The sequence below is a fragment of the Priestia sp. TRN 1309 genome, from assembly GCF_050846875.1.
GTDB classification, from domain to species: Bacteria; Bacillota; Bacilli; order Bacillales; family Bacillaceae_H; genus Priestia; species Priestia zanthoxyli.
On record NZ_JBOZGM010000002.1, the window covers coordinates 597071 to 615571 of the forward strand.

21 protein-coding genes are annotated in these 18501 nt (G+C 37.9%); 18 read left to right on the forward strand and 3 right to left on the reverse strand.

Annotation, left to right across the window (positions count from 1 at the left end; all coding sequences use genetic code 11):
* Window positions 1-9: 9 nt before the first annotated feature.
* The 6 genes from accB (at window position 10) to mug (ending at window position 6102) form a co-directional block, all read left to right on the forward strand.
* Complete coding sequence (accB, locus tag ACRPLQ_RS10360; RefSeq protein WP_034266373.1) at window positions 10-471, forward strand: acetyl-CoA carboxylase biotin carboxyl carrier protein; 462 nt, start codon at window positions 10-12, stop codon at window positions 469-471.
* Window positions 472-499: 28 nt separating this feature from the next.
* Complete coding sequence (gene accC, locus ACRPLQ_RS10365; RefSeq protein WP_367078164.1) at window positions 500-1864, forward strand: acetyl-CoA carboxylase biotin carboxylase subunit; 1365 nt, start codon at window positions 500-502, stop codon at window positions 1862-1864.
* A gap of 131 nt (window positions 1865-1995) precedes the next feature.
* On the forward strand, window positions 1996-2760 hold the full coding sequence (locus ACRPLQ_RS10370) for an IclR family transcriptional regulator (protein WP_033579070.1): 765 nt from the start codon (window positions 1996-1998) through the stop codon (window positions 2758-2760).
* A gap of 27 nt (window positions 2761-2787) precedes the next feature.
* Window positions 2788-3597: a uroporphyrinogen-III synthase gene (locus ACRPLQ_RS10375; protein ID WP_432235952.1), complete on the forward strand. Its 810-nt coding sequence runs from the start codon at window positions 2788-2790 to the stop codon at window positions 3595-3597.
* Between the two features lie 586 nt (window positions 3598-4183).
* Window positions 4184-5521 carry a coiled-coil domain-containing protein gene (locus tag ACRPLQ_RS10380; RefSeq protein ID WP_033579068.1) on the forward strand — a complete coding sequence of 446 codons (1338 nt, stop codon included), beginning with the start codon at window positions 4184-4186 and terminating at the stop codon, window positions 5519-5521.
* Window positions 5522-5589: 68 nt separating this feature from the next.
* Window positions 5590-6102 (forward strand): G/U mismatch-specific DNA glycosylase, encoded by a 513-nt coding sequence (gene mug, locus ACRPLQ_RS10385; RefSeq protein WP_432235953.1) that lies wholly within the window; start codon window positions 5590-5592, stop codon window positions 6100-6102.
* Between the two features lie 20 nt (window positions 6103-6122).
* Here mug and ACRPLQ_RS10390 read toward each other — a convergent pair whose 3' ends face one another.
* Together ACRPLQ_RS10390 and ACRPLQ_RS10395 are read right to left on the reverse strand one after the other, a co-directional pair.
* Window positions 6123-7232 (reverse strand): metallophosphoesterase, encoded by a 1110-nt coding sequence (locus ACRPLQ_RS10390; protein WP_155017276.1) that lies wholly within the window; start codon window positions 7230-7232, stop codon window positions 6123-6125.
* A gap of 147 nt (window positions 7233-7379) precedes the next feature.
* Complete coding sequence (locus ACRPLQ_RS10395; RefSeq protein ID WP_028413258.1) at window positions 7380-7679, reverse strand: hypothetical protein; 300 nt, start codon at window positions 7677-7679, stop codon at window positions 7380-7382.
* A 156-nt stretch (window positions 7680-7835) separates the two neighbouring features.
* Here ACRPLQ_RS10395 and ACRPLQ_RS10400 point away from each other — a divergent pair, with 156 nt between their 5' ends.
* Entirely contained in the window at window positions 7836-8336 is a 501-nt protein-coding gene (locus ACRPLQ_RS10400) for a metallophosphoesterase family protein (RefSeq protein WP_432235954.1), read from the forward strand.
* Window positions 8337-8371: 35 nt separating this feature from the next.
* On the opposite strand, the gene ACRPLQ_RS10405 is transcribed toward ACRPLQ_RS10400, so the two are convergent.
* Window positions 8372-8596, reverse strand: coding sequence for a hypothetical protein (locus ACRPLQ_RS10405; RefSeq protein WP_014459961.1), 225 nt, complete (start codon window positions 8594-8596; stop codon window positions 8372-8374).
* Between the two features lie 149 nt (window positions 8597-8745).
* On the opposite strand from ACRPLQ_RS10405, the gene ACRPLQ_RS10410 reads away from it, so the two are divergent.
* The 11 genes from ACRPLQ_RS10410 (at window position 8746) to ACRPLQ_RS10460 (ending at window position 18454) form a co-directional block, all read left to right on the forward strand.
* Complete coding sequence (locus ACRPLQ_RS10410; RefSeq protein WP_432235955.1) at window positions 8746-10728, forward strand: methyl-accepting chemotaxis protein; 1983 nt, start codon at window positions 8746-8748, stop codon at window positions 10726-10728.
* Between the two features lie 79 nt (window positions 10729-10807).
* The gene (locus ACRPLQ_RS10415; protein WP_014459963.1) at window positions 10808-10945 is read left to right on the forward strand and encodes a hypothetical protein; all 138 of its coding nucleotides are present in this window, start codon (window positions 10808-10810) and stop codon (window positions 10943-10945) included.
* A 198-nt stretch (window positions 10946-11143) separates the two neighbouring features.
* The gene (locus ACRPLQ_RS10420) at window positions 11144-12580 is read left to right on the forward strand and encodes an FAD-binding oxidoreductase (protein ID WP_367072081.1); all 1437 of its coding nucleotides are present in this window, start codon (window positions 11144-11146) and stop codon (window positions 12578-12580) included.
* Window positions 12577-13140 (forward strand): MFS transporter, encoded by a 564-nt coding sequence (locus ACRPLQ_RS10425; RefSeq protein ID WP_033579062.1) that lies wholly within the window; start codon window positions 12577-12579, stop codon window positions 13138-13140. Before ACRPLQ_RS10420 ends, ACRPLQ_RS10425 begins: the two co-directional genes overlap by 4 nt.
* A 101-nt stretch (window positions 13141-13241) precedes the next feature.
* On the forward strand, window positions 13242-13433 hold the full coding sequence (locus ACRPLQ_RS10430) for a hypothetical protein (protein ID WP_033579061.1): 192 nt from the start codon (window positions 13242-13244) through the stop codon (window positions 13431-13433).
* Between the two features lie 118 nt (window positions 13434-13551).
* Window positions 13552-13743, forward strand: coding sequence for a hypothetical protein (locus ACRPLQ_RS10435; protein WP_033579060.1), 192 nt, complete (start codon window positions 13552-13554; stop codon window positions 13741-13743).
* 391 nt (window positions 13744-14134) lie between these two features.
* Window positions 14135-14479 (forward strand): DUF2294 domain-containing protein, encoded by a 345-nt coding sequence (locus ACRPLQ_RS10440; RefSeq protein WP_034266345.1) that lies wholly within the window; start codon window positions 14135-14137, stop codon window positions 14477-14479.
* A gap of 191 nt (window positions 14480-14670) precedes the next feature.
* Complete coding sequence (locus tag ACRPLQ_RS10445; protein WP_034266342.1) at window positions 14671-15465, forward strand: formate/nitrite transporter family protein; 795 nt, start codon at window positions 14671-14673, stop codon at window positions 15463-15465.
* Between the two features lie 295 nt (window positions 15466-15760).
* Window positions 15761-15952: a hypothetical protein gene (locus ACRPLQ_RS10450; protein ID WP_165636089.1), complete on the forward strand. Its 192-nt coding sequence runs from the start codon at window positions 15761-15763 to the stop codon at window positions 15950-15952.
* Window positions 15953-16068: 116 nt separating this feature from the next.
* A complete protein-coding gene (locus ACRPLQ_RS10455) occupies window positions 16069-18030 on the forward strand; it encodes a GTP-binding protein (RefSeq protein WP_425205532.1) in 1962 nt (653 codons plus the stop codon).
* A 112-nt stretch (window positions 18031-18142) separates the two neighbouring features.
* A complete protein-coding gene (locus tag ACRPLQ_RS10460; RefSeq protein WP_165636088.1) occupies window positions 18143-18454 on the forward strand; it encodes a hypothetical protein in 312 nt (103 codons plus the stop codon).
* Window positions 18455-18501 lie beyond the last annotated feature (47 nt).

Below are 18501 nucleotides of genomic sequence, written 5' to 3' on the forward strand. Positions count from 1 at the left end.
TGACAAGAAATGATAAACGTACGTGAATTGCAAGAAGTTGTTTCATTAATGAATGAATCTGGTATTCAAAAGCTCCATATTGAACATGAAGGAACAAAAGTTGTCATTGATAAAGCGGGAATTCCTTTAGAAGACACAGCTGTTACAGAAGTAAAAACAGAGGAAGTAAAAGCCGCTGCTGCTGAGCAAACGCCTCAAGATTCTATGTCTGTAAACGCAGCAGAGAATAATGAAAAACAAATCTTATCACCAATGGTTGGAACCTTTTACGCCAAGCCAGAAGCAGACGCTGATCCGTTTGTTCAAGTAGGACAAACTATTGAACGTAAAGATGTTGTATGTGTAATTGAAGCGATGAAGCTGTTTAACGAAGTAGATGCAGGAATGGAAGGAGAAGTGCTTGAAATTCTTGTGAAAGACGGAGATGTTGTTGAGTTTGGACAGCCTCTATTTACCGTAAAATCATATTAAAGTATACATATTGTCAGGAGGAGCCACTATGTTCAAAAAAGTGTTAATCGCAAACCGCGGTGAGATTGCAGTTCGTATCATTCGAGCTTGTAAAGAGATGGGAATTGCAACCGTGGCCGTGTATTCAGAAGCAGACAAAGATGCACTTCACGTAAAGCTAGCAGATGAGTCATTTTGTATTGGTAAAACATCTTCTAAAGAAAGCTACTTAAATATTCGGAATTTGCTTACCGTAGCACAAGTAACCAAGGCAGACGCTGTTCATCCCGGCTACGGATTTTTAGCTGAAAATGCTGATTTTGCTGAGATGTGTGAATCCTATGATATTACCTTTATTGGTCCAAAAGAGGAAGCCATCCGTAAAATGGGAGCAAAAGCTGTAGCAAGAGAAACAATGAAACAAGCCGGTGTGCCTATTGTACCTGGCACGGAAGGACTGATTGAAGATAGCAGCACCGCTATTCCAGTAGCAAGAGAAATAGGCTATCCAATCATTGTAAAAGCTACAGCGGGCGGCGGCGGAAAAGGAATGCGGCTAGCTCATAGCGAAGAGGAGCTAGAAAAAGCGATTCGTCAAGCTCAGCACGAAGCAGAAACAGCTTTTGGAAACGGCGGAGTATACCTTGAAAAATATTTAGAAGAACCGAAACATATCGAAATTCAAATTATTGCTGATGAGGAAGGTAATGTAGTTCATTTAGGTGAACGAGATTGTTCGATTCAGCGACGTCATCAAAAATTAGTAGAAGAAGCTCCGTCTCCTGCAGTAGATGAAAATCTTCGTGCGAAAATGGGCAAGGCGGCAGTCTCGGCAGCTAAAGCAGTCGATTATACAGGTGTGGGAACGGTGGAGTTTCTGTTAGATAAACACGGACATTTTTACTTTATGGAAATGAACACACGGATTCAAGTTGAACACCCTGTTACAGAACTTGTAACAAATATCGACTTAATTAAAGAACAAATTTCAGTAGCAGCAGGCTACCCGCTATCATTTGCTCAGCGGGATGTTCAGTTAAAGGGATGGGCAATTGAATGTCGAATCAACGCAGAAAATCCGGCTAAAAACTTTATGCCTTCTCCTGGAAAAGTCGAGATGTATTTACCTCCTGGCGGCTACGGCGTTCGTGTAGACAGCGCGGTTTACCCAGGCTATGAAATTTCTCCATTTTATGATTCAATGGTGGCGAAATTAATTGTAACAGGGAAAGACCGAAATGAAGCGATTCAACGAATGAAACGTGCGCTCGAAGAATTTATCATTATAGGTATTCACACAACTATTCCTTTTCATTTAGAATTACTGAATCATCCTTCTTTTAAAGAAGGGGATTTTACAACCAAATTTCTAGAAAGTAACCCTATTTCAATTAAAGAACTAGAAACGGTGTAAGAAAGGAAAGTGCTCTTATAAGGGAGTGCTTTCCTTTTTTTCTTCATGTATAATAAAAAGAACATATGATTAGCTAGTAAGCTATACTTCTATCAAATACATGTATTCGCACAAATAAGGGAGAAGGTTTTATGCAAGCTAACAATAAAACAGTCGTTAAATCCATGCAGATTCTCACGCTTTTTATCAACCACCCTAAGCTGACCTTCACAGAAATGATGGAATATTCAGGCGTTCCGAAAACTTCTTTACATCGAATGGTTGGTTCGCTTGAAGAGATGGGATTTTTAACAAAAGACGCGCAAGGATACTATTCGCTAGGACTTTTATTCTTGCAATTTGGTCAGCTAGTGGCTAATCGCTTAGATATTAGAAATATCGCAAAGCCCGTAATGGAAACGCTCCGAGACGAAGTAGAAGAAGCGGTTAATCTAATTGTACGAGATGGGGATCAAGCCATGTATATTGAAAAAGTAGATACGCTTCATCCCGTGCGTCTCTATACATCAATTGGAAGGCGTTCACCTCTTTATGCAGGAGCTTGTTCACGCATTATTTTGGCGCATTTACCCGAAAAAGAACAAGAGGCATATATTACTCAAACGGAGCTAACTCCAATAGGTATTGGAACCATTACAGATCAAAAGAAACTAAGAAATGTATTAAAAGAAGCAAAAGAAAAAGGGTATACCATTAGCACCTCTGAATTAGAAAACTTTACAACATCCGTGAGCGCGCCGATTGTAAATCATCAAAATGAAGTGGTTGCAGGCATTAGCGTAGCGGGAATTGAAGCGAGATTTCAAGGAGACAGACTGCCGTTCATTATTCAAAAAGTAACAGAAGCGGCGAGCCTAATTTCTGAAAAACTCGGTTATCAAGGTTCATTAAAGTAGCATACATAGAAAAATGGAGGTAAACCATTGAAACGATTAGAAGGTAAAACAGTCGCACTCGTAGGTCAGCGTAAAGTAGAAGAAATCTGCAAAATTGTTGAAAACCTTGGCGGGACCCCGCTTGTACGACCTGCACAAGGAACCATCTTTTTAGATGACACACACTTAGAAGCAGATATTAAAGAACTGGTAAAAGGAAATTATGATTGGTTTATTTTTACGACAGGCGTCGGGACGGAAATTTTATATAAAACAGCAGATAAGCTAGGACTAGCTGATGAATTCCTTTCTTCTTTACAAGCAGCTAATATTGCTGCACGCGGGTATAAAACCGTAAATATGTTAAAAAAGCTCGGTGTTACTCCAACCGTTCGAGATGATGATGGAAGTACAGCGGGCCTAGTCAGAGCGCTTCATTCGTTTTCTTTTGAAGGAAAGCATGTAGCGCTTCAGCTTCACGGAGATCCTGCACCAAAATTGATTGATTTTCTTTCGAATCAAAAAGCCCAATTCAAAGAGATTTTACCGTATCAGCATATTCCTCCAAAAGCAGAAGTCATGGAACAGCTTATAAACGAATTAACAAGCGGGAAAGTCGATGCTGTTAATTTCACAAGCGCTCCCCAAGCCCGCTTTTTATTTTCGTTTGCAAGAGAACACGGACAAGCTGATCACATTCGAGAACTCTTTAACAGCTCTGTAGTAGCTGTGGCCGTTGGGAAAGTAACCGCTGCTGCTTTAAAAGAAGAAGGAGTAGATCGTATTGTTATTCCTGACCAAGAAAGAATGGGAAGCGCAATTGTAGCTTTAGAACACTATTATCAGCAGCGTGATTAAAAAAACCTTCTCGCCTCATGGCGAGAAGGTTTTTTGTATGGCTTCATCCAAGCGTTGTCGAATATTGTTTGAAAATTGCCTATTGTCCTCTTTTTGAACTTCTTCAAACATCGAATAGAAATAAATTCATTGTTATTCCAGAAAATCATTTTCAAATATTGTAAAAATGGTAGATAAAGGGTAAAAATAGACAAATATGTTAAAGAGTTATTACGTTTCTTTTAGAAATATCTTAAATCTAAACAGCTTAAACAATAATAATTATCTACTTTATAACGCTAAAAGCACTGCTGTTTGAAGCTTGATAGATCTTTCACTGGCATGGGGAAATAAAGGTATATTTTTGCAGGCAAGAAGTGAATGTATACACAAGCGTTAAATGTTACATTACTGAAATACAATTGTAATATTGTTATTCTTTTTTTGAACGTTTATCGTGGTATAATTTTCGTAGATTTTCATTAGCATATTTAGCTATTTATCGACAAATACAGTGAACTTTACATAAATTGTCAGACTTTTATACATATTGATACATAATTAGAAATTACTAGTTTAACAGAGCGAGAAAGCGGAGGAATTCATATTGAAAAAGAAAATGCTTTTACTTAACACAACGGTTTTATTAGGCCTAGGAGGAGTTTTATCAACCCCAGCGTATGCCTCTACCATTCAGGATATGGAATCACAAAAATCTCAAATTCAAAATCAACGCCAAGATGTGCAATCTAACATCAAAGCAGCTTCTGATGAATTAACACGCCTTCAAGCAGAACAAGATCAAATGAAAGCACAGCTTGAGCGATTAACATTAGCAGAAGAAGAAAATAATAAAAAAGCCCAAAAAACAGAAGCGGATATTAAAGAAACGTCTAAACAAGTAGACCAGCTTGAAAAAGAAATTAAGCTGCTTCAAGAAAAACTTGAAAAGCGAAATGATATTTTAAAAGATCGTGCACGTTCCATGCAAGAAAGCGGCGGTAACGTAGAGTATTTACAAGTTTTACTCGGTTCTTCAAGTTTTGGTGATTTTGTAGACCGCGCGCTAGCTGTTTCGACTATTGTAGATGCAGACCGCGGTATTTTAAAAGAAACTAAAAATATGCAAGACGAACTAAAAACAAAACAAGCAGATGTTAAATCTAAGCTTGCTAGCTTAGAAGATATGAAGGCAGAACTGGATGAAATGACTGTCCAGCTAGCAGCTCAAAAGAAACAAAAAGATGCGTTGGCAAAAGAACTAAAAGATAAAGAAGCAAAAAATGAAGAACTAAAAGCTTCTCTACAATCAAAAGACAGCTCTCTTGCGAATGAACAGTCTACGCTTGAACAAAATATTAAAGATCAAAAAGCGGCGGAAGAAGCAGCAAGAAAAGCAGCTGAACAAGCAGCTAAAGAGGCAGCTAAGAAAGCAGCCGAACAAGCTCAAAAAGCAGCGGCGGAACCAGCTGAAAAAGCTGATTCGCCTTCTCCTAAAGCAGCACCAAAAGCAAGCAGCAATGATGTTGCACCTACAAGCGCTCCGGCTCCAAAAGCTAGCAATGTTGTAACGGTAGGAAACCGCTGGATTGGAAACTCTGCTTACGTATTTGGCGGAGGACGCAGCCAGTCTGATATTAACCACGGTTTATTTGACTGCTCGTCATTTGTACACTGGGCATATTCTCAAGTTGGTGTTAACCTTGGGCCTCTTGGATCTGTAAGTACAGAAACGTTAAAGCATGCTGGAACGCAAGTGTCTTCTAGTCAAATGCAGCCTGGAGATCTTGTTTTCTTCGATACATATAAAAAAGACGGACACGTTGGTATTTATGTAGGCGGCGGCAAGTTCATCGGTGCTCAAAGCTCAACAGGTGTTGCAATTGCAAACATGAGCAGCGGCTACTGGAAACAAAAATTCAACGGACGCGTAGTTCGTATTTAATAGGGTATAGTAAAAAGAAAACATCCAATTTGGATGTTTTCTTTTTACATTGTAAGGAGCGTATGACTATGAACTCTATTTTTGATCATATACAGCCCAACTTAGATATTTTATTTGTCGGTTTTAACCCAAGCATCCGTTCCGGTGAAACGGGTCATCATTTTGCTAATCCAACCAATCGTTTCTGGACGATTCTTCATAAAGCAGGTTTAACAGATCGTAAATACCATCCCGAGGAAGATCACTCGCTGTTACAGCTAGGATACGGTTTAACAAATATTGTGGAGCGTCCTACAAAGGCAGCTGATGAGATTACAAAAGAAGAATATGCAGAAGGCAGAGAAATCCTAAAGAAAAAAATCGCTACATACACGCCTAAAATCGTTTGTTTTGTTGGAAAAGGTGTCTATCAGCAGTACAGTAGACGCAAGCAAGTAAAGTGGGGCAAACAAGAAGAATCGATGGTATCAGGAATAATGGATTTTGTTGCCCCGTCTTCAAGCGGGCTCGTTCGGATGAAAATAGATGAAGTAGTGGCTATTTACGCAGAACTTCCGAAGTTGCTGCGTACATTAAAATAGAGAAAGCCCTAAGGCTTTCTCTATTTTGTAAATGAAATATCAATTTGAATAATTTCTGACCGGCTTCCGATTCGAAGAGGAGGACCCCAAAAGCCAAATCCTGAAGAGACAATGGTATGCAGCTGATTTGTTTGTTTGTAGCCCCAATCAATTTCAAATAACCGCTTTGTGATCAAATGATTAGGGGCCATTTGTCCTCTGTGAGTATGACCGCATAGAAGTAAATCTACGCCTGCTTGTTCCGCTTCTTTTAAAGAAAGCGGCTGATGATCCATCGCAATGACCGGAAGAGAACGATCCGTTTCACTCGCTAAATCGAAAAAGCTGTCTCGATTTTTATCCGTCTTATCTTTTCTTCCAATTAAGTACAAGCTATCGCCTATGTTTAACACTTCATCCATTAAAATAGGAATGTTCATTTCTTTCATTCTTTCCACAAACTGAGGGATCTTCCCGCCGTAATACTCATGGTTTCCCAAGATTCCATATGTGCCTAAAGGCGCTTTGAGCTGCTTCATCATATAATCCATTTCTTTTTTAAAGAATACGTGGGGGTCATCGTCAATAATATCTCCAGGAAGTAAAATAAGATCTGGCTGTATCTTTTGTACATGAGTGATTAGCCGCTGTAAATGTTTTTTGCCGGACAATGTGCCAAAGTGCATATCAGATGCTACGGCAATGCGAAGGCTTTTCCGATTCGTCTTTTTAGGAAGCGAAATTGTATATTTTCTTACTACAGGACTGTAAGCATTATACGTACCGTAAGCAAAAATGAATAAAAAAGCAGCAATCATGAAAAGTCCGATTGAATCGATAGCTGTAGAAAGCGAAGCGCCTAGAAAAGTGAGAATATATACGGCTAGATTACTTATAGGAAGCAAAAGGACTGAATATTGAATAAATCCTAACCAATACGATCCTACAACCTTAAACATGCTCACTTGTTGAAACGCGCGACTGATGATAAAGGAATAAGCAAAAAACACAACGATCACCGTAAGAATCCATTTGTTTTCCACTTCAAACATTGTGTGAAGCCACACCCAAGCGTTCCATCCGATGTACAGAACGAATAAATTATATAAAATAACAACTAAAATAGACCTTACTAACACACTTACTTTCATACGCTAACCTCTTTTCTTTCATCCGTAATTCCACTATAGCTCATTTTTATTGCTTCAACAAAATTTTATCTCTTCTTTCATCAATAAAATTTTTGCCTGTCGCACAAACGAAAAAACACACCTATAAAACAAGGTGTGTTTTTTGTATTAATGATGGTGATGCGCGTGGTGAAGGCTGCTAATCACAAATTCAGGCTCTGGAACGTGGAAATATTGAATCCATACGCCTTCTAAAAATTTCTCGCGTTTATCTAAAACGATATCGATATCTTTATCTGTTTTTACGATTTCATCATGTTCAGTCGGCGTATCGAATTTCCAATCATAATGCGCATGATCACCGTGGTCGATAGTTACATATACACGGATCATTTTTCCTTGACCTTCTGGGCTAGCCAAGGCATTTCTTAATACTTTTGCTGCGTTTCGATTAATTTTTACTTCCATTTCGAAAACTCCATTCTGTAACTTAGTATGTAAAGTATTTTCGCAAACTTAAACGAAAAAGAGAAATTTTTTGCCTGACACTCCGTATAGAGTTGCTTCATTCCAACGTAATACGCTACACTACACCATATTGAATGAAAAAGGAGCGTATCATAAATGAAGATCGTTATTTTAGGTGACACTCATATTCCCAAAAGAGCGAAACATTTTCCAAAAAGACTCCTAGCTGAACTGAAAACAGCTGATGCGATTATTCATACCGGAGATTTTCAAACGATAGATGTCTACCATGAACTGCGCGTTTTTGCTCCTGTACACGGTGTGAGTGGAAATGTGGACAGTGAAGAGCTTCAGCAAGTACTTCCATCTTCATTACTTCTTCCGTTTGATGATGTTACGATTGGCGTAGTCCACGGTCATGGCAAAGGAAAAACGACTGAAAAACGTGCACTTTTGGCATTTGAACATCAACAAGTCGATGCAGTAATTTTTGGTCATTCTCATATTCCTGTTCATAAACAAATTGGTGATATTACATTGTTTAATCCAGGTTCTGCTACTGACAAGCGGCGTCAAAAGCAATTTTCGTTTGGACTGCTGTACATACAAAAAGACACGCTGCACTTTGAACATGTTTTTTATGATTCTAAAGACTAAAACAAGAGGGGACTCTTGTTTTAGCACTTTTACGTTTACGTTGTGTGGTCTAAATGAGCGATATATTCGTGAAGCTTATTTTCTTCATAGTCGTTTAAGTCATGCATCGGAATAACCTGCTGAGTTTGAGGATCCGTTCCTCTTACTTCCGCAATTTTTACTCCTTCTTTATAGATATTAAAAATATCTTTTTCTTCTCCGCGCTGAACCTTTTCTGTTTCAAACATTGAAAAAGACTTGCTGTTTTTACTTTCTTCCATTAAAGTCACCTACTTTTTTTATCGTACTCTTATCTTTTCACTCCCATTGTTAATTATGTATACACTCGATGACTAAAGGAATATGAAGTCTTGCCGATAGAAAGGAAGTGCACGATCACTTTTAACTACAGAGAGAGAGGCTACATAGCATGGAGAGAGTAAGAAAAAAAAGGTCCCTTAATAACTTTAAGACAAAGCTGGTGCTAGCATTTGCAGCGATCTTATTAGTGCCATCTGTTACGATAGGTGTATCAGCTTACATAACAGCGAAACATGAAATTGAAAACCAAATTATTAACACAGCACAGCAAAATGTACAGTCCATTAATTCGGTGATTGACGATACCATTGGACCAAAAATTCATGATGTAGAGTTTTTTGCATCAGTGGTAAACAACGAGCGCTACAATGAAAAAGATATGGCTACTTTACGCAAAGATTTTAACTTATATGCTTCGCTTCATCCAGAAGCCGTCAGCATTTTTACAGGAAATCAGCAGGGGAAGTTTATTCAAGCGCCTAAAAAAGTGACACAAGCAGGCTATGATCCCAGAAAACGAGATTGGTACAAGTTAGCCATGCAAAACAAAGGGAAAACAGTTGTCACTGAACCTTATCCCTCAGCCTCTACAGGTCAAACCGTTATTACTGTAGCAAAAACAACGGCGGATGGCACAGGGGTTATTGCTTTAAATTTAGATATAAGCCGCATCAATAAAGCTGTCAGCAAAGTGAAAATCGGAGAAAAAGGATATCCATTTCTTTTAGATGGAGAAAGAAAATATATTGTTCACCCTACGGAAAAAGCAGGTACAAAAGCAACAGATTCTCTTTTTGACAAGCTTTATGCAAAGAGCTCCGGATTCTTTGAATATACCTTTAACGGTGATGAAAAAAAGATGGTCTTTACGACAAATAAAACAACGAACTGGAAAGTTGCAGGCACTATGTATTCATCAGAAGTGAGTGAAGCAGCACATCCTATTTTTTACAAAACACTATTTATTATTGTAGTTTGTCTGATAATCGGGAGTCTTACCATTTTTGTGGTGTTACAATCGATTATTAAACCGCTCAAACAGCTTAAGAATCAGGCTCTAAGCGTTAGTGAAGGAGATTTGACAACAGCGATTACCGTCAGTTCAAAGGATGAAATCGGTGAGTTAGGGTATGCTTTTAGTCAGATGCAAAACAACCTTCGTACATTAATTCAAAATGTTGAAATGAGTGCAGAACAAGTGGCTGCTTCTTCAGAAGAGCTAACGGCCAGTTCACAGCAAACGAGCGCTGCGACTGAACAAGTATCGGTTGCGATACAAGAAGTGGCTTCTAGTGCAGAAAAACAAACGGCTGTTATTGACCAAAATGCAGCTTCTTTAGATGAGATTGTACAAGGAGTTTATACGATTGCCAAGCGTACAGAAACTGTTTCTCAGCTATCAAATCACACAACGTCTGAAGCGGTAGAAGGTGGAAAAGCCGTGAGAGAAACGGTCGAACAAATGGAATCCATTTCTCAGTCCGTCGAGCTATCTAATACAACGATTCGTACTTTGTTTCAACGTTCAAAAGAAGTTGGAACCATTTTAGAAGTAATCAGCGGCATTGCTGCTCAAACAAATTTACTAGCCTTAAATGCTGCAATCGAAGCGGCACGAGCTGGGGAACATGGAAAAGGTTTTTCTGTTGTAGCAGCGGAAGTGAGAAAGCTGGCAGAACAATCACAAGTTTCTGCGTCTCAAATTTCTGAGCTTATTCAAGCTATTCAACAAGATACTCAGGAATCTGTACATACAATGGAGCAAGTTACAAACAAAGTTGAAGAAGGACGAACAATTTCACAAACGGCTATTCAAAAGTTCGAACAGATTCTAAGCAGCATGAATGAAACGACTCCGCAAGTAGAAGAAGTGGCTGCGACTGCTCAGCAAATTTCAGCAGCGGTTGAAGAAGTGGCTCGTACAGCAGGTGAAATGGCAATCCTTGCTAAAGGAAATGCAGCTACATCTGAAGAAGTGGCTGCATCAACTGAAGAGCAGCTGGCTTCAATGGAGGAAATTGCTGTTTCCGCACAATCTCTGTCTCAAATGGCAGAACAATTAACAGCGCTCATCAGTAAATTCAATTTGTAAACTTTCGTCAAATCGTCATAGACCTCTTTTATATTGGAAAAAGTAGAACATACACATATGAAAGAGGTGACAGTATCCGATGGAGCAAACAAAAATGACCTTTGAGCCAGCTTCAATTAACGATGATATGCATGCGAAGCTTAAACAACTAGAAGAGCAGTTTCAACAAACGTTGGGAAAAAGAGTAGCTTTAGTTGCATACGAAGCTGAAAAATAAAAAAACAAAAAAAGAAAAGACCTAGTGTCTTTTCTTTTTTTGTTTCAATAAGGTTAACATACATTAAATTACAAGCTTTTTTCATATACTTTCTCAAAATAAGTTATAATATAGTGTAAAAATACACTATATTAGTGTTATTTCACTTTTTGTATGGTATAATTTCACAGAAATAAAGAAAGGAGCTTACAGTTTGTGATGAAGAAAAACCTGTTGTTAGGATCTTTTTTATCTTTTTATCTAGTAGGTTCGTATACCTCATATCATATCTATAAACAGCAGCAAACCCGTCCTGTAACGGAGGATGTTGCGCAGCTTCTTCCTACAAAAGTCAAAGAAATAAAGCATGGAACCACTGAAAAACAGCTGAAAAATTGGGTGAAAACCGCTTCACAGCATCATGAAAAAATAGCGATTTCAGGCATGCAGCACAGCCAAGGAGGGCAGACATACTATCCTAATGCTATTTTACTTGATATGAAGCAGTACAATAAAATTATAGATTACAAGCCCCGTCAAAAAGAAATTACGGTTCAAAGCGGGACAACGTGGAATGATATTCAGCAATATATACATAAAGACGGTCTTGCTCTTAAAGTTATGCAATCACAAAATATTTTTACCGTTGGAGGTTCTATTAGCGTGAACGTACACGGCAGAGATATTCGATACGGTTCTTTAATGGATACGGTCAAATCTATGCGTCTCCTGCAGGCGGACGGATCTATTATCGAAATTAGCCGGACGAAACACCCCGAGCTGTTTTCTTTAGTAAACGGAGGCTACGGGTTATTTGGGGTCATTTTAGATGTGACGCTTCGTTTGACGGACGATGAATGGTACGAAGATGAAATTATTCGCTTAGATTATAGGCAGTATACAGCGTATTTCAAAAACTACGTACAGCATAATCCTGACGTTCGTATGCATATGGCGCGTATTTCTGTTTCTCCTAATCAATTGCTAACAGATATGTACGTCACAAACTACCGTTTATCTTCTCAAAATACTTCTACTGCAAACGAACCGCTCAAGACAGAAAAAATAGTGGCACTTCCTAAATTTATGCTAGGGCTGTCTCGGTATAGCGACTGGGGCAAAGATATGCTGTGGGAAACACAAAAGGCTTATTTCTTAAAACAAAATGGACGGCTTGAAACAAGAAATAATGTTATGCGTTCTGAAAGTGATTTTATGGAATACGAAAGTGCTAGCCGGACGGAAATTTTGCAAGAATACTTTGTTCCAGTTGATGAATTTGCTTCTTACATCGATGATTTACGTAAAGTGTTATCAACTGAGGAATTAAATTTATTGAACATTACCGTTCGCTATGTAGAGAAGGATAATAAAGCCGTCATGTCTTATGCAAAAGACGATATGTTTGCTCTTGTTTTACTTATTAACCAGAAAAGAGACAATCAAGGCATCTCTGATACACAAAGAGTTGTCCGAAAAATGGTGGATGTGACGCTGCAGCATCAGGGAAGCTATTACTTGCCTTACTACGGCTACCCAAGCAAGAAGCAGTTAGAAGAGGCTTACCCTCATACAACCGCCTTTTTTAATTTGAAAAGAAAATATGACCGGAACGAAACGTTCGTTAATTTATTTTATAAGGAGTATGGAAAATGACGTACAAACAACTCTTACATTCACAAAGCCTGATGATTACCGCAAGCAGTATTGTGTTTCCTTTTTACCTTTTACTGCTTCGAAATCTTGGCGATAGCTATTCACAATTTGGCTTAGCTTACGGAATTTTTGCTTTAACCGCAGCTTTGAGTCATCCGTTGATCGGTTCATGGAGTGACAGAGTAGGAGAAAAGCGCTTGCTTCTTTTATATACGTTTGGGATGGCCGTTGTTATGATTGTGATTCCCGTTTTAACAACGATCACACAGGTGTATATCATTCAAATTATAATGGGTCTGCTTGGAGCTCTTCAAAAAACAGCAGAAAAAATAGCGTTATCTAGGCAGACAGATCGTGCTCACACAGGAAAACAAGTAGGACACTATCATTTATGGACCTCTATATGGGCAGCCTTGGCCGTTATTGCAACAGGGTATATCATTGATTTTCTGACAATCGGAAGCCTTTTTTACATCACTTCGTTTATGTACGTAGCGGCAGGGGTATTAATATGGCAAAAACCAAAAACAATCGAGCTTGAACGCCACCATTCGCTGTAAAAGCATATATGGACAGGTCACCTGAATTTTTTAGTTCGTACAGTAAGATACTATAAAAAATTTATGTTCTCCCGATATAAGTACTGAAAGGAGAAACGTTTATGCAAGGTATAAGTATATCAGGGCAAGATGCATGGTCTTCTATTATAGTATCGTTTGCTATTTTCATCATTATATGGGGTCTGATTCCAGGCTTAACTATAAAGTATTTATGTAAAAGTCAAACACTAGGTATAGCAAGTTTTTTTATCGGTATTGTCTATGGAGTTAAAGCGGGTCATTTTCTTATTTAAATACGGTTTAGGTTAAATAAGGAAGCTTGGACCGCTATTAGCTAAGTGGGAGTCCCTTTTGTTTCCTGTTATTTTTTTAGAGCAATTCTCCATAATAACAGTTAAAGAGGTGAAGCCGATGACAGATAACAATGTTGGGTTTGGAGTTAGCGGAAGCGAAGAGACTAGAAAAAAATCTACTGTTTCTAGTAAAACTCCTATATCTAATGATGTACAACAAAATCAAAAACAAGATAACTACGAAAAGCTTAGCCATCAACTAAATTCATTATCTGATGATGAATTTAGAGCAGATCGTGATGAAGATTAAAGGCTACCTATCAAAAAAGAATATTTAAATAAAGTATTATGAAAGTAAACTAAGTGGATTCCATGACTTTAACGTGATAGCATTAAGTACTGGTACAAACATACCACTTGACTATTTTGACATGCTATCTTGTCGAAGTTCTTAGTTATTTCTTTGATAACTGAGAATTCATTTGTAACCTTTAAGTAGAGATATAAAGGTAATCCTTCACTTTAATAAGTGAAGGATTTTTTTTCATTCCGTAAAAGTTTTGCAATTGTTTGGATTAATAAGAATAAAACAGATACATTGTATACAATGTAAACGTCGTCATGTATAATGTAACTTATTCTTAGTTGAAAACTTGAATGAGCAGGACAGACATACTCGAGATAAGCGGAGGCATACACCGGTGTCTAAAAAAATACATGATTTTAATGATATTATCCGAAAGCTGCGCAAAAAACTTTTTGGAAAAGGTCCAGAACGAATTCATACTGTATTCGTTCAAAACATGGCTATTTCAACTTTGTACGGCAACTTAACGTCAGCTGAACAATTTATCGCGAGAACAACCGAAGGTAAAGAGACGGTACATATGGCAAGAACGAAGCTTATTCAAAACCTTTATGCTTCATCTCCTCCAGAAGGACTTGAAGACTTGTTAGGAGCTAAGCTGAACTATTTATTTTCCGATATCAAAGTGGAAGAAGATATCGCCGTTTCCGTATTTGTGTTTGAAACCAATATTCAGTAGAAGAACAACGCAAAATACATAATTTAATTAAATGAAAGAGAAGTAGGATCTGCTTGTTTTTTATTTAGTTTTATTATAAATAATGATGACTGATATACTGTAAAGAAAGTGCAGGATTATTAGGCAGCATTCAAAAACCTTGTGTAAAAGGTGTTTTTGAGTGCTGCCTTTTTTAATTAAGGAGGAGTTTTATGGCATTTCACAAGCCGGATAAAATGTTAAACATTGCTTTAGAAGCGGGGGTTTCAAAGACAAAGTTATCCCTTTCTTCTATTCTTATGCTTGGGTTTCTAGGAGGCGCATTTATTGCGCTTGGTTTTTTACTAGATGTGCGCGTCATTGGTAATTTACCAGCTGAATGGGGAAGTTTATCAAATCTTTTAGGAGGGGCCGTCTTTCCTGTAGGTCTTATGCTGGTAGTACTTGGCGGAGCAGAGCTCATTACGGGGAATATGATGTCTGTCTCCATTGCCCTGTATGCAAGAAAAATTTCGCTTCGTCACTTGCTTCATAACTGGTTTTGGGTCACGCTTGCTAACTTTTTAGGTGCCGTATTTATTGCGTATTTCTTTGGACATATTGTCGGGTTAACAGAAACGGGGCCTTTTTTAGATAAAACGGTAGCAATTGCTCAAGCTAAAATTGACGACTCATTTTTAAAAACGCTTATTTCTGCCGTGGGCTGCAACTGGCTTGTATGTTTAGCTATTTGGCTTTCATACGGCGCTGACGACGTTACGGGGAAAATTCTTGGTATTTGGTTTCCGATTATGGCATTTGTTGCGATTGGCTTTCAGCACGTTGTAGCCAATATGTTTATTATTCCCGCCGCTATTTTTGCAGGTCATTTTACATGGATTGATTTTATGACAAATATTATCCCTACCTTTATTGGAAATATGATAGGTGGAGCTGTATTTGTAGGCCTTATTTATTTTTCTTCTTATCAACAGAAACAAAAAGAACGATTAAAAAAAGCTTCTTAATCAGGATTTATCAGTTGTCATTAAAAAAGCAGTCTCTTAGTAAAGAGGCTGCTTTTTTGATAGTGAAAGGTGAAAAAATGTACTTTTAACAATTTATGTATGATAACATATAAATCGATTAGAATATGGTACCATGAGCGTTTGAATCCACACTATTATTTTCATAATAATATTATGGTTAACTAGATGTTGATTAATACATTCGCAATTGAATATCTAGTACTACTTACTGTTTTATATGATTCATATGCAAATCATATTTAATAACTTACTAACGCTAACGGAGAGTGAAAAAATGAAGTTCATGCTTGCTGTTTTATTGATTATACTTGGTAGTATTTTAGTTGGTTTGACTAGTAACAGTCTAGGCGCAACAGGTAATAACATCATGCATTTAGCTGGAATTGGATGCCTTATAGCAGCTATTTTTATAGCAAAAGGCAAAAAAGATATCAAACACCGTACAAAAAAGGAATGCGATGTTTAATCACGCATTCTTTTTTGATGTAAGCAGCTCTGGGCCTTTGTCGTCCACTTTTTCTTACGATTATTATAAAATAGAGAATAACAGCTATACATACAGCAGTAAGGTGGTATTTAATAATGAAACAATTCAACAAAACAATCGGTATTGCAGCGCATGTGGATGCAGGGAAGACTACGTTTTCCGAGCAGCTTCTTTACCACACAAAAAGTATTAAACAGCGAGGAAGAGTTGACCACAAAGACTCGTTTCTTGATACTCATACGATTGAGAAAGAACGGGGCATTACGGTATTTGCTGATCAAGGCACTTTTTCATATAACGGTTCTACTTATTATTTAATTGATACGCCTGGCCACGTCGATTTTTCACCTGAAATGGAACGTTCTATTCAAGTGATGGACTATGCGATTGTTATCTTAAGCGCAGTCGAGGGAGTCGAAGGGCATACAGAAACGGTTTGGCAGCTGCTTCAAAAACATCGTGTGCCCGTATTCTTTTTCATCAATAAAATCGATCGTGTAGGAGCAGATCCTGAACGTGTTATAAATGATATTAAACATAACTTAACCCCTGATGTTTTTGACATAACTTCAGAGCTTGTAGACGGCTCGTTAAGTGAGGAACTTATTGAATTTACAGCTGAAAAAGATGAAGAGTTTTTAGATGCATTTATGGAAGGCAAGAATGATCAAGCTTATTGGAAAGCGGCTATGCAAAAGCTTATTCAAGCCAATCAGATTTTCCCGTGTGCTTGTGGCTCAGCTTTGCAAGACATCGGTATTGAAAGTTTTTTAGAAAAGCTCGATTTGCTATCAGAAACTCACTACTCGCAGGAAGAAGCATTTTCAGGGCGTGTATATAAAATTCGGCACGATGAAAACGGCATGCGCATCACGTTTATCAAAGCTCTAAGCGGGACACTGCAAGTGCGTGATGAAGTGGCTTATGAAAAAAACGGAGAGCTATACGAAGAAAAAATCACTCAAATTCGTGCTTATAACGGAAGCACATTCAAAAACGTAAATGAAGGTTCAGCCGGCGAACTTTTTGCAGTTACAGGATTGACTTCAGCATCCGTTGGAGACGGTCTTGGAACGTTAAAAGAAAGCCGCTCCTACGAACTTTTGCCTACGTTAAAATCAAAAGTTGTTTTTGAGCCTTCTGTTCATCCAAAAGAAGGAATTAAACTTTTTCAACTATTAGATGCCGAAGATCCTTCTTTACATGTGACGTGGGAAGAAAGGACTCAAGAGCTTCATATTCATGTGATGGGAGCCATTCAGCTTGAAGTTCTTGAAAAACTGATAAAAGAACGTTTTAATATAAACGTACAGTTTGAAGAACCAGAAATTTTGTACAAAGAATCCATTGAAAATACAGTGATGGGCTACGGGCATTTTGAACCGTTGAAACACTATGCAGAAGTTCACTTGAAAATAGAAGCAGCGGAACGAAACAGCGGAATTACCTTTGAAAATGCTTGTCACGCCGATGATTTATCCGTTGGGTATCAAAATCTAGTCCGTCAGCATATATTTGAAAAGCCGCATCACGGTTTGCTAACGGGGTCGCCTATTACTGATTTAAAAGTGACGTTATGTACCGGACGAGCTCACAACAAGCATACAAGCGGTGGAGATTTTAGAGAAGCAACGTACCGAGCATTACGACAAGGGTTAGAAAAAGCCAAAAATATTGTGCTAGAACCGTATTATGACTTTAAAATTAAAGTGGATATTGATCAAATGGGGAGGGTATTAGCTGATGTTCAAAGCGCGCACGGCCGCTTTGATTCTCCTGTAACAACCGAAAACAAAGCGATTATTACAGGGAAAGTTCCTGTTGCTACTTTTATGAACTACGGTTCGACGCTAGCATCTTTTACGCACGGAAAAGGAGCGATGTCTCTATTATTCGGAGGGTATGAACGTTGTCATAATGAAGAAGAAGTTATTGAACGAATCCGCTACAATAAAGAGGCAGATCCGGAATACAGCTCATCCTCTGTCTTTTGTGCAAAAGGACAAGGCTATACGGTTTCTTGGAAAGAAGCAGAGCAAAAAATGCACTGTTTATAAAAAAGCACTGTAGCAATTGCTACAGTGCTTTTTCTCCATACCTTACCTTTACAATAAAAACCACATTATAGTATAGTTTACTTATATTTCTAAAAAATGAGGTGATAGAAACGTGGATGCTACTGTTAAAACAACTAAAAGCGGGATAATATGTGGGGTTCTTGGAGGAATTTCACTTTTATATGTTATTATTAATACTTTATTGATCCTTAACTTTTTTACAGGACTTATTGCGGCTGAAAAACTTCAAGGACTGCCTATTGTAGCTCCTATCTTTTTAGTTCCGCTCATGATTGTTCCTGCAATTATTGGTTTTTTTATAAAAAAAGACAAGCTCTGTCTATGGGCGATTATTTTAAATATCATCTTGTTTCTTGTACCAATTGGCTACCATGTCATCGGTACGTTAGTATTCGGCCCTTAATTAAAAAACGAACAAACTTTATATTGAAGTTTGTTCGTTTTTTATAT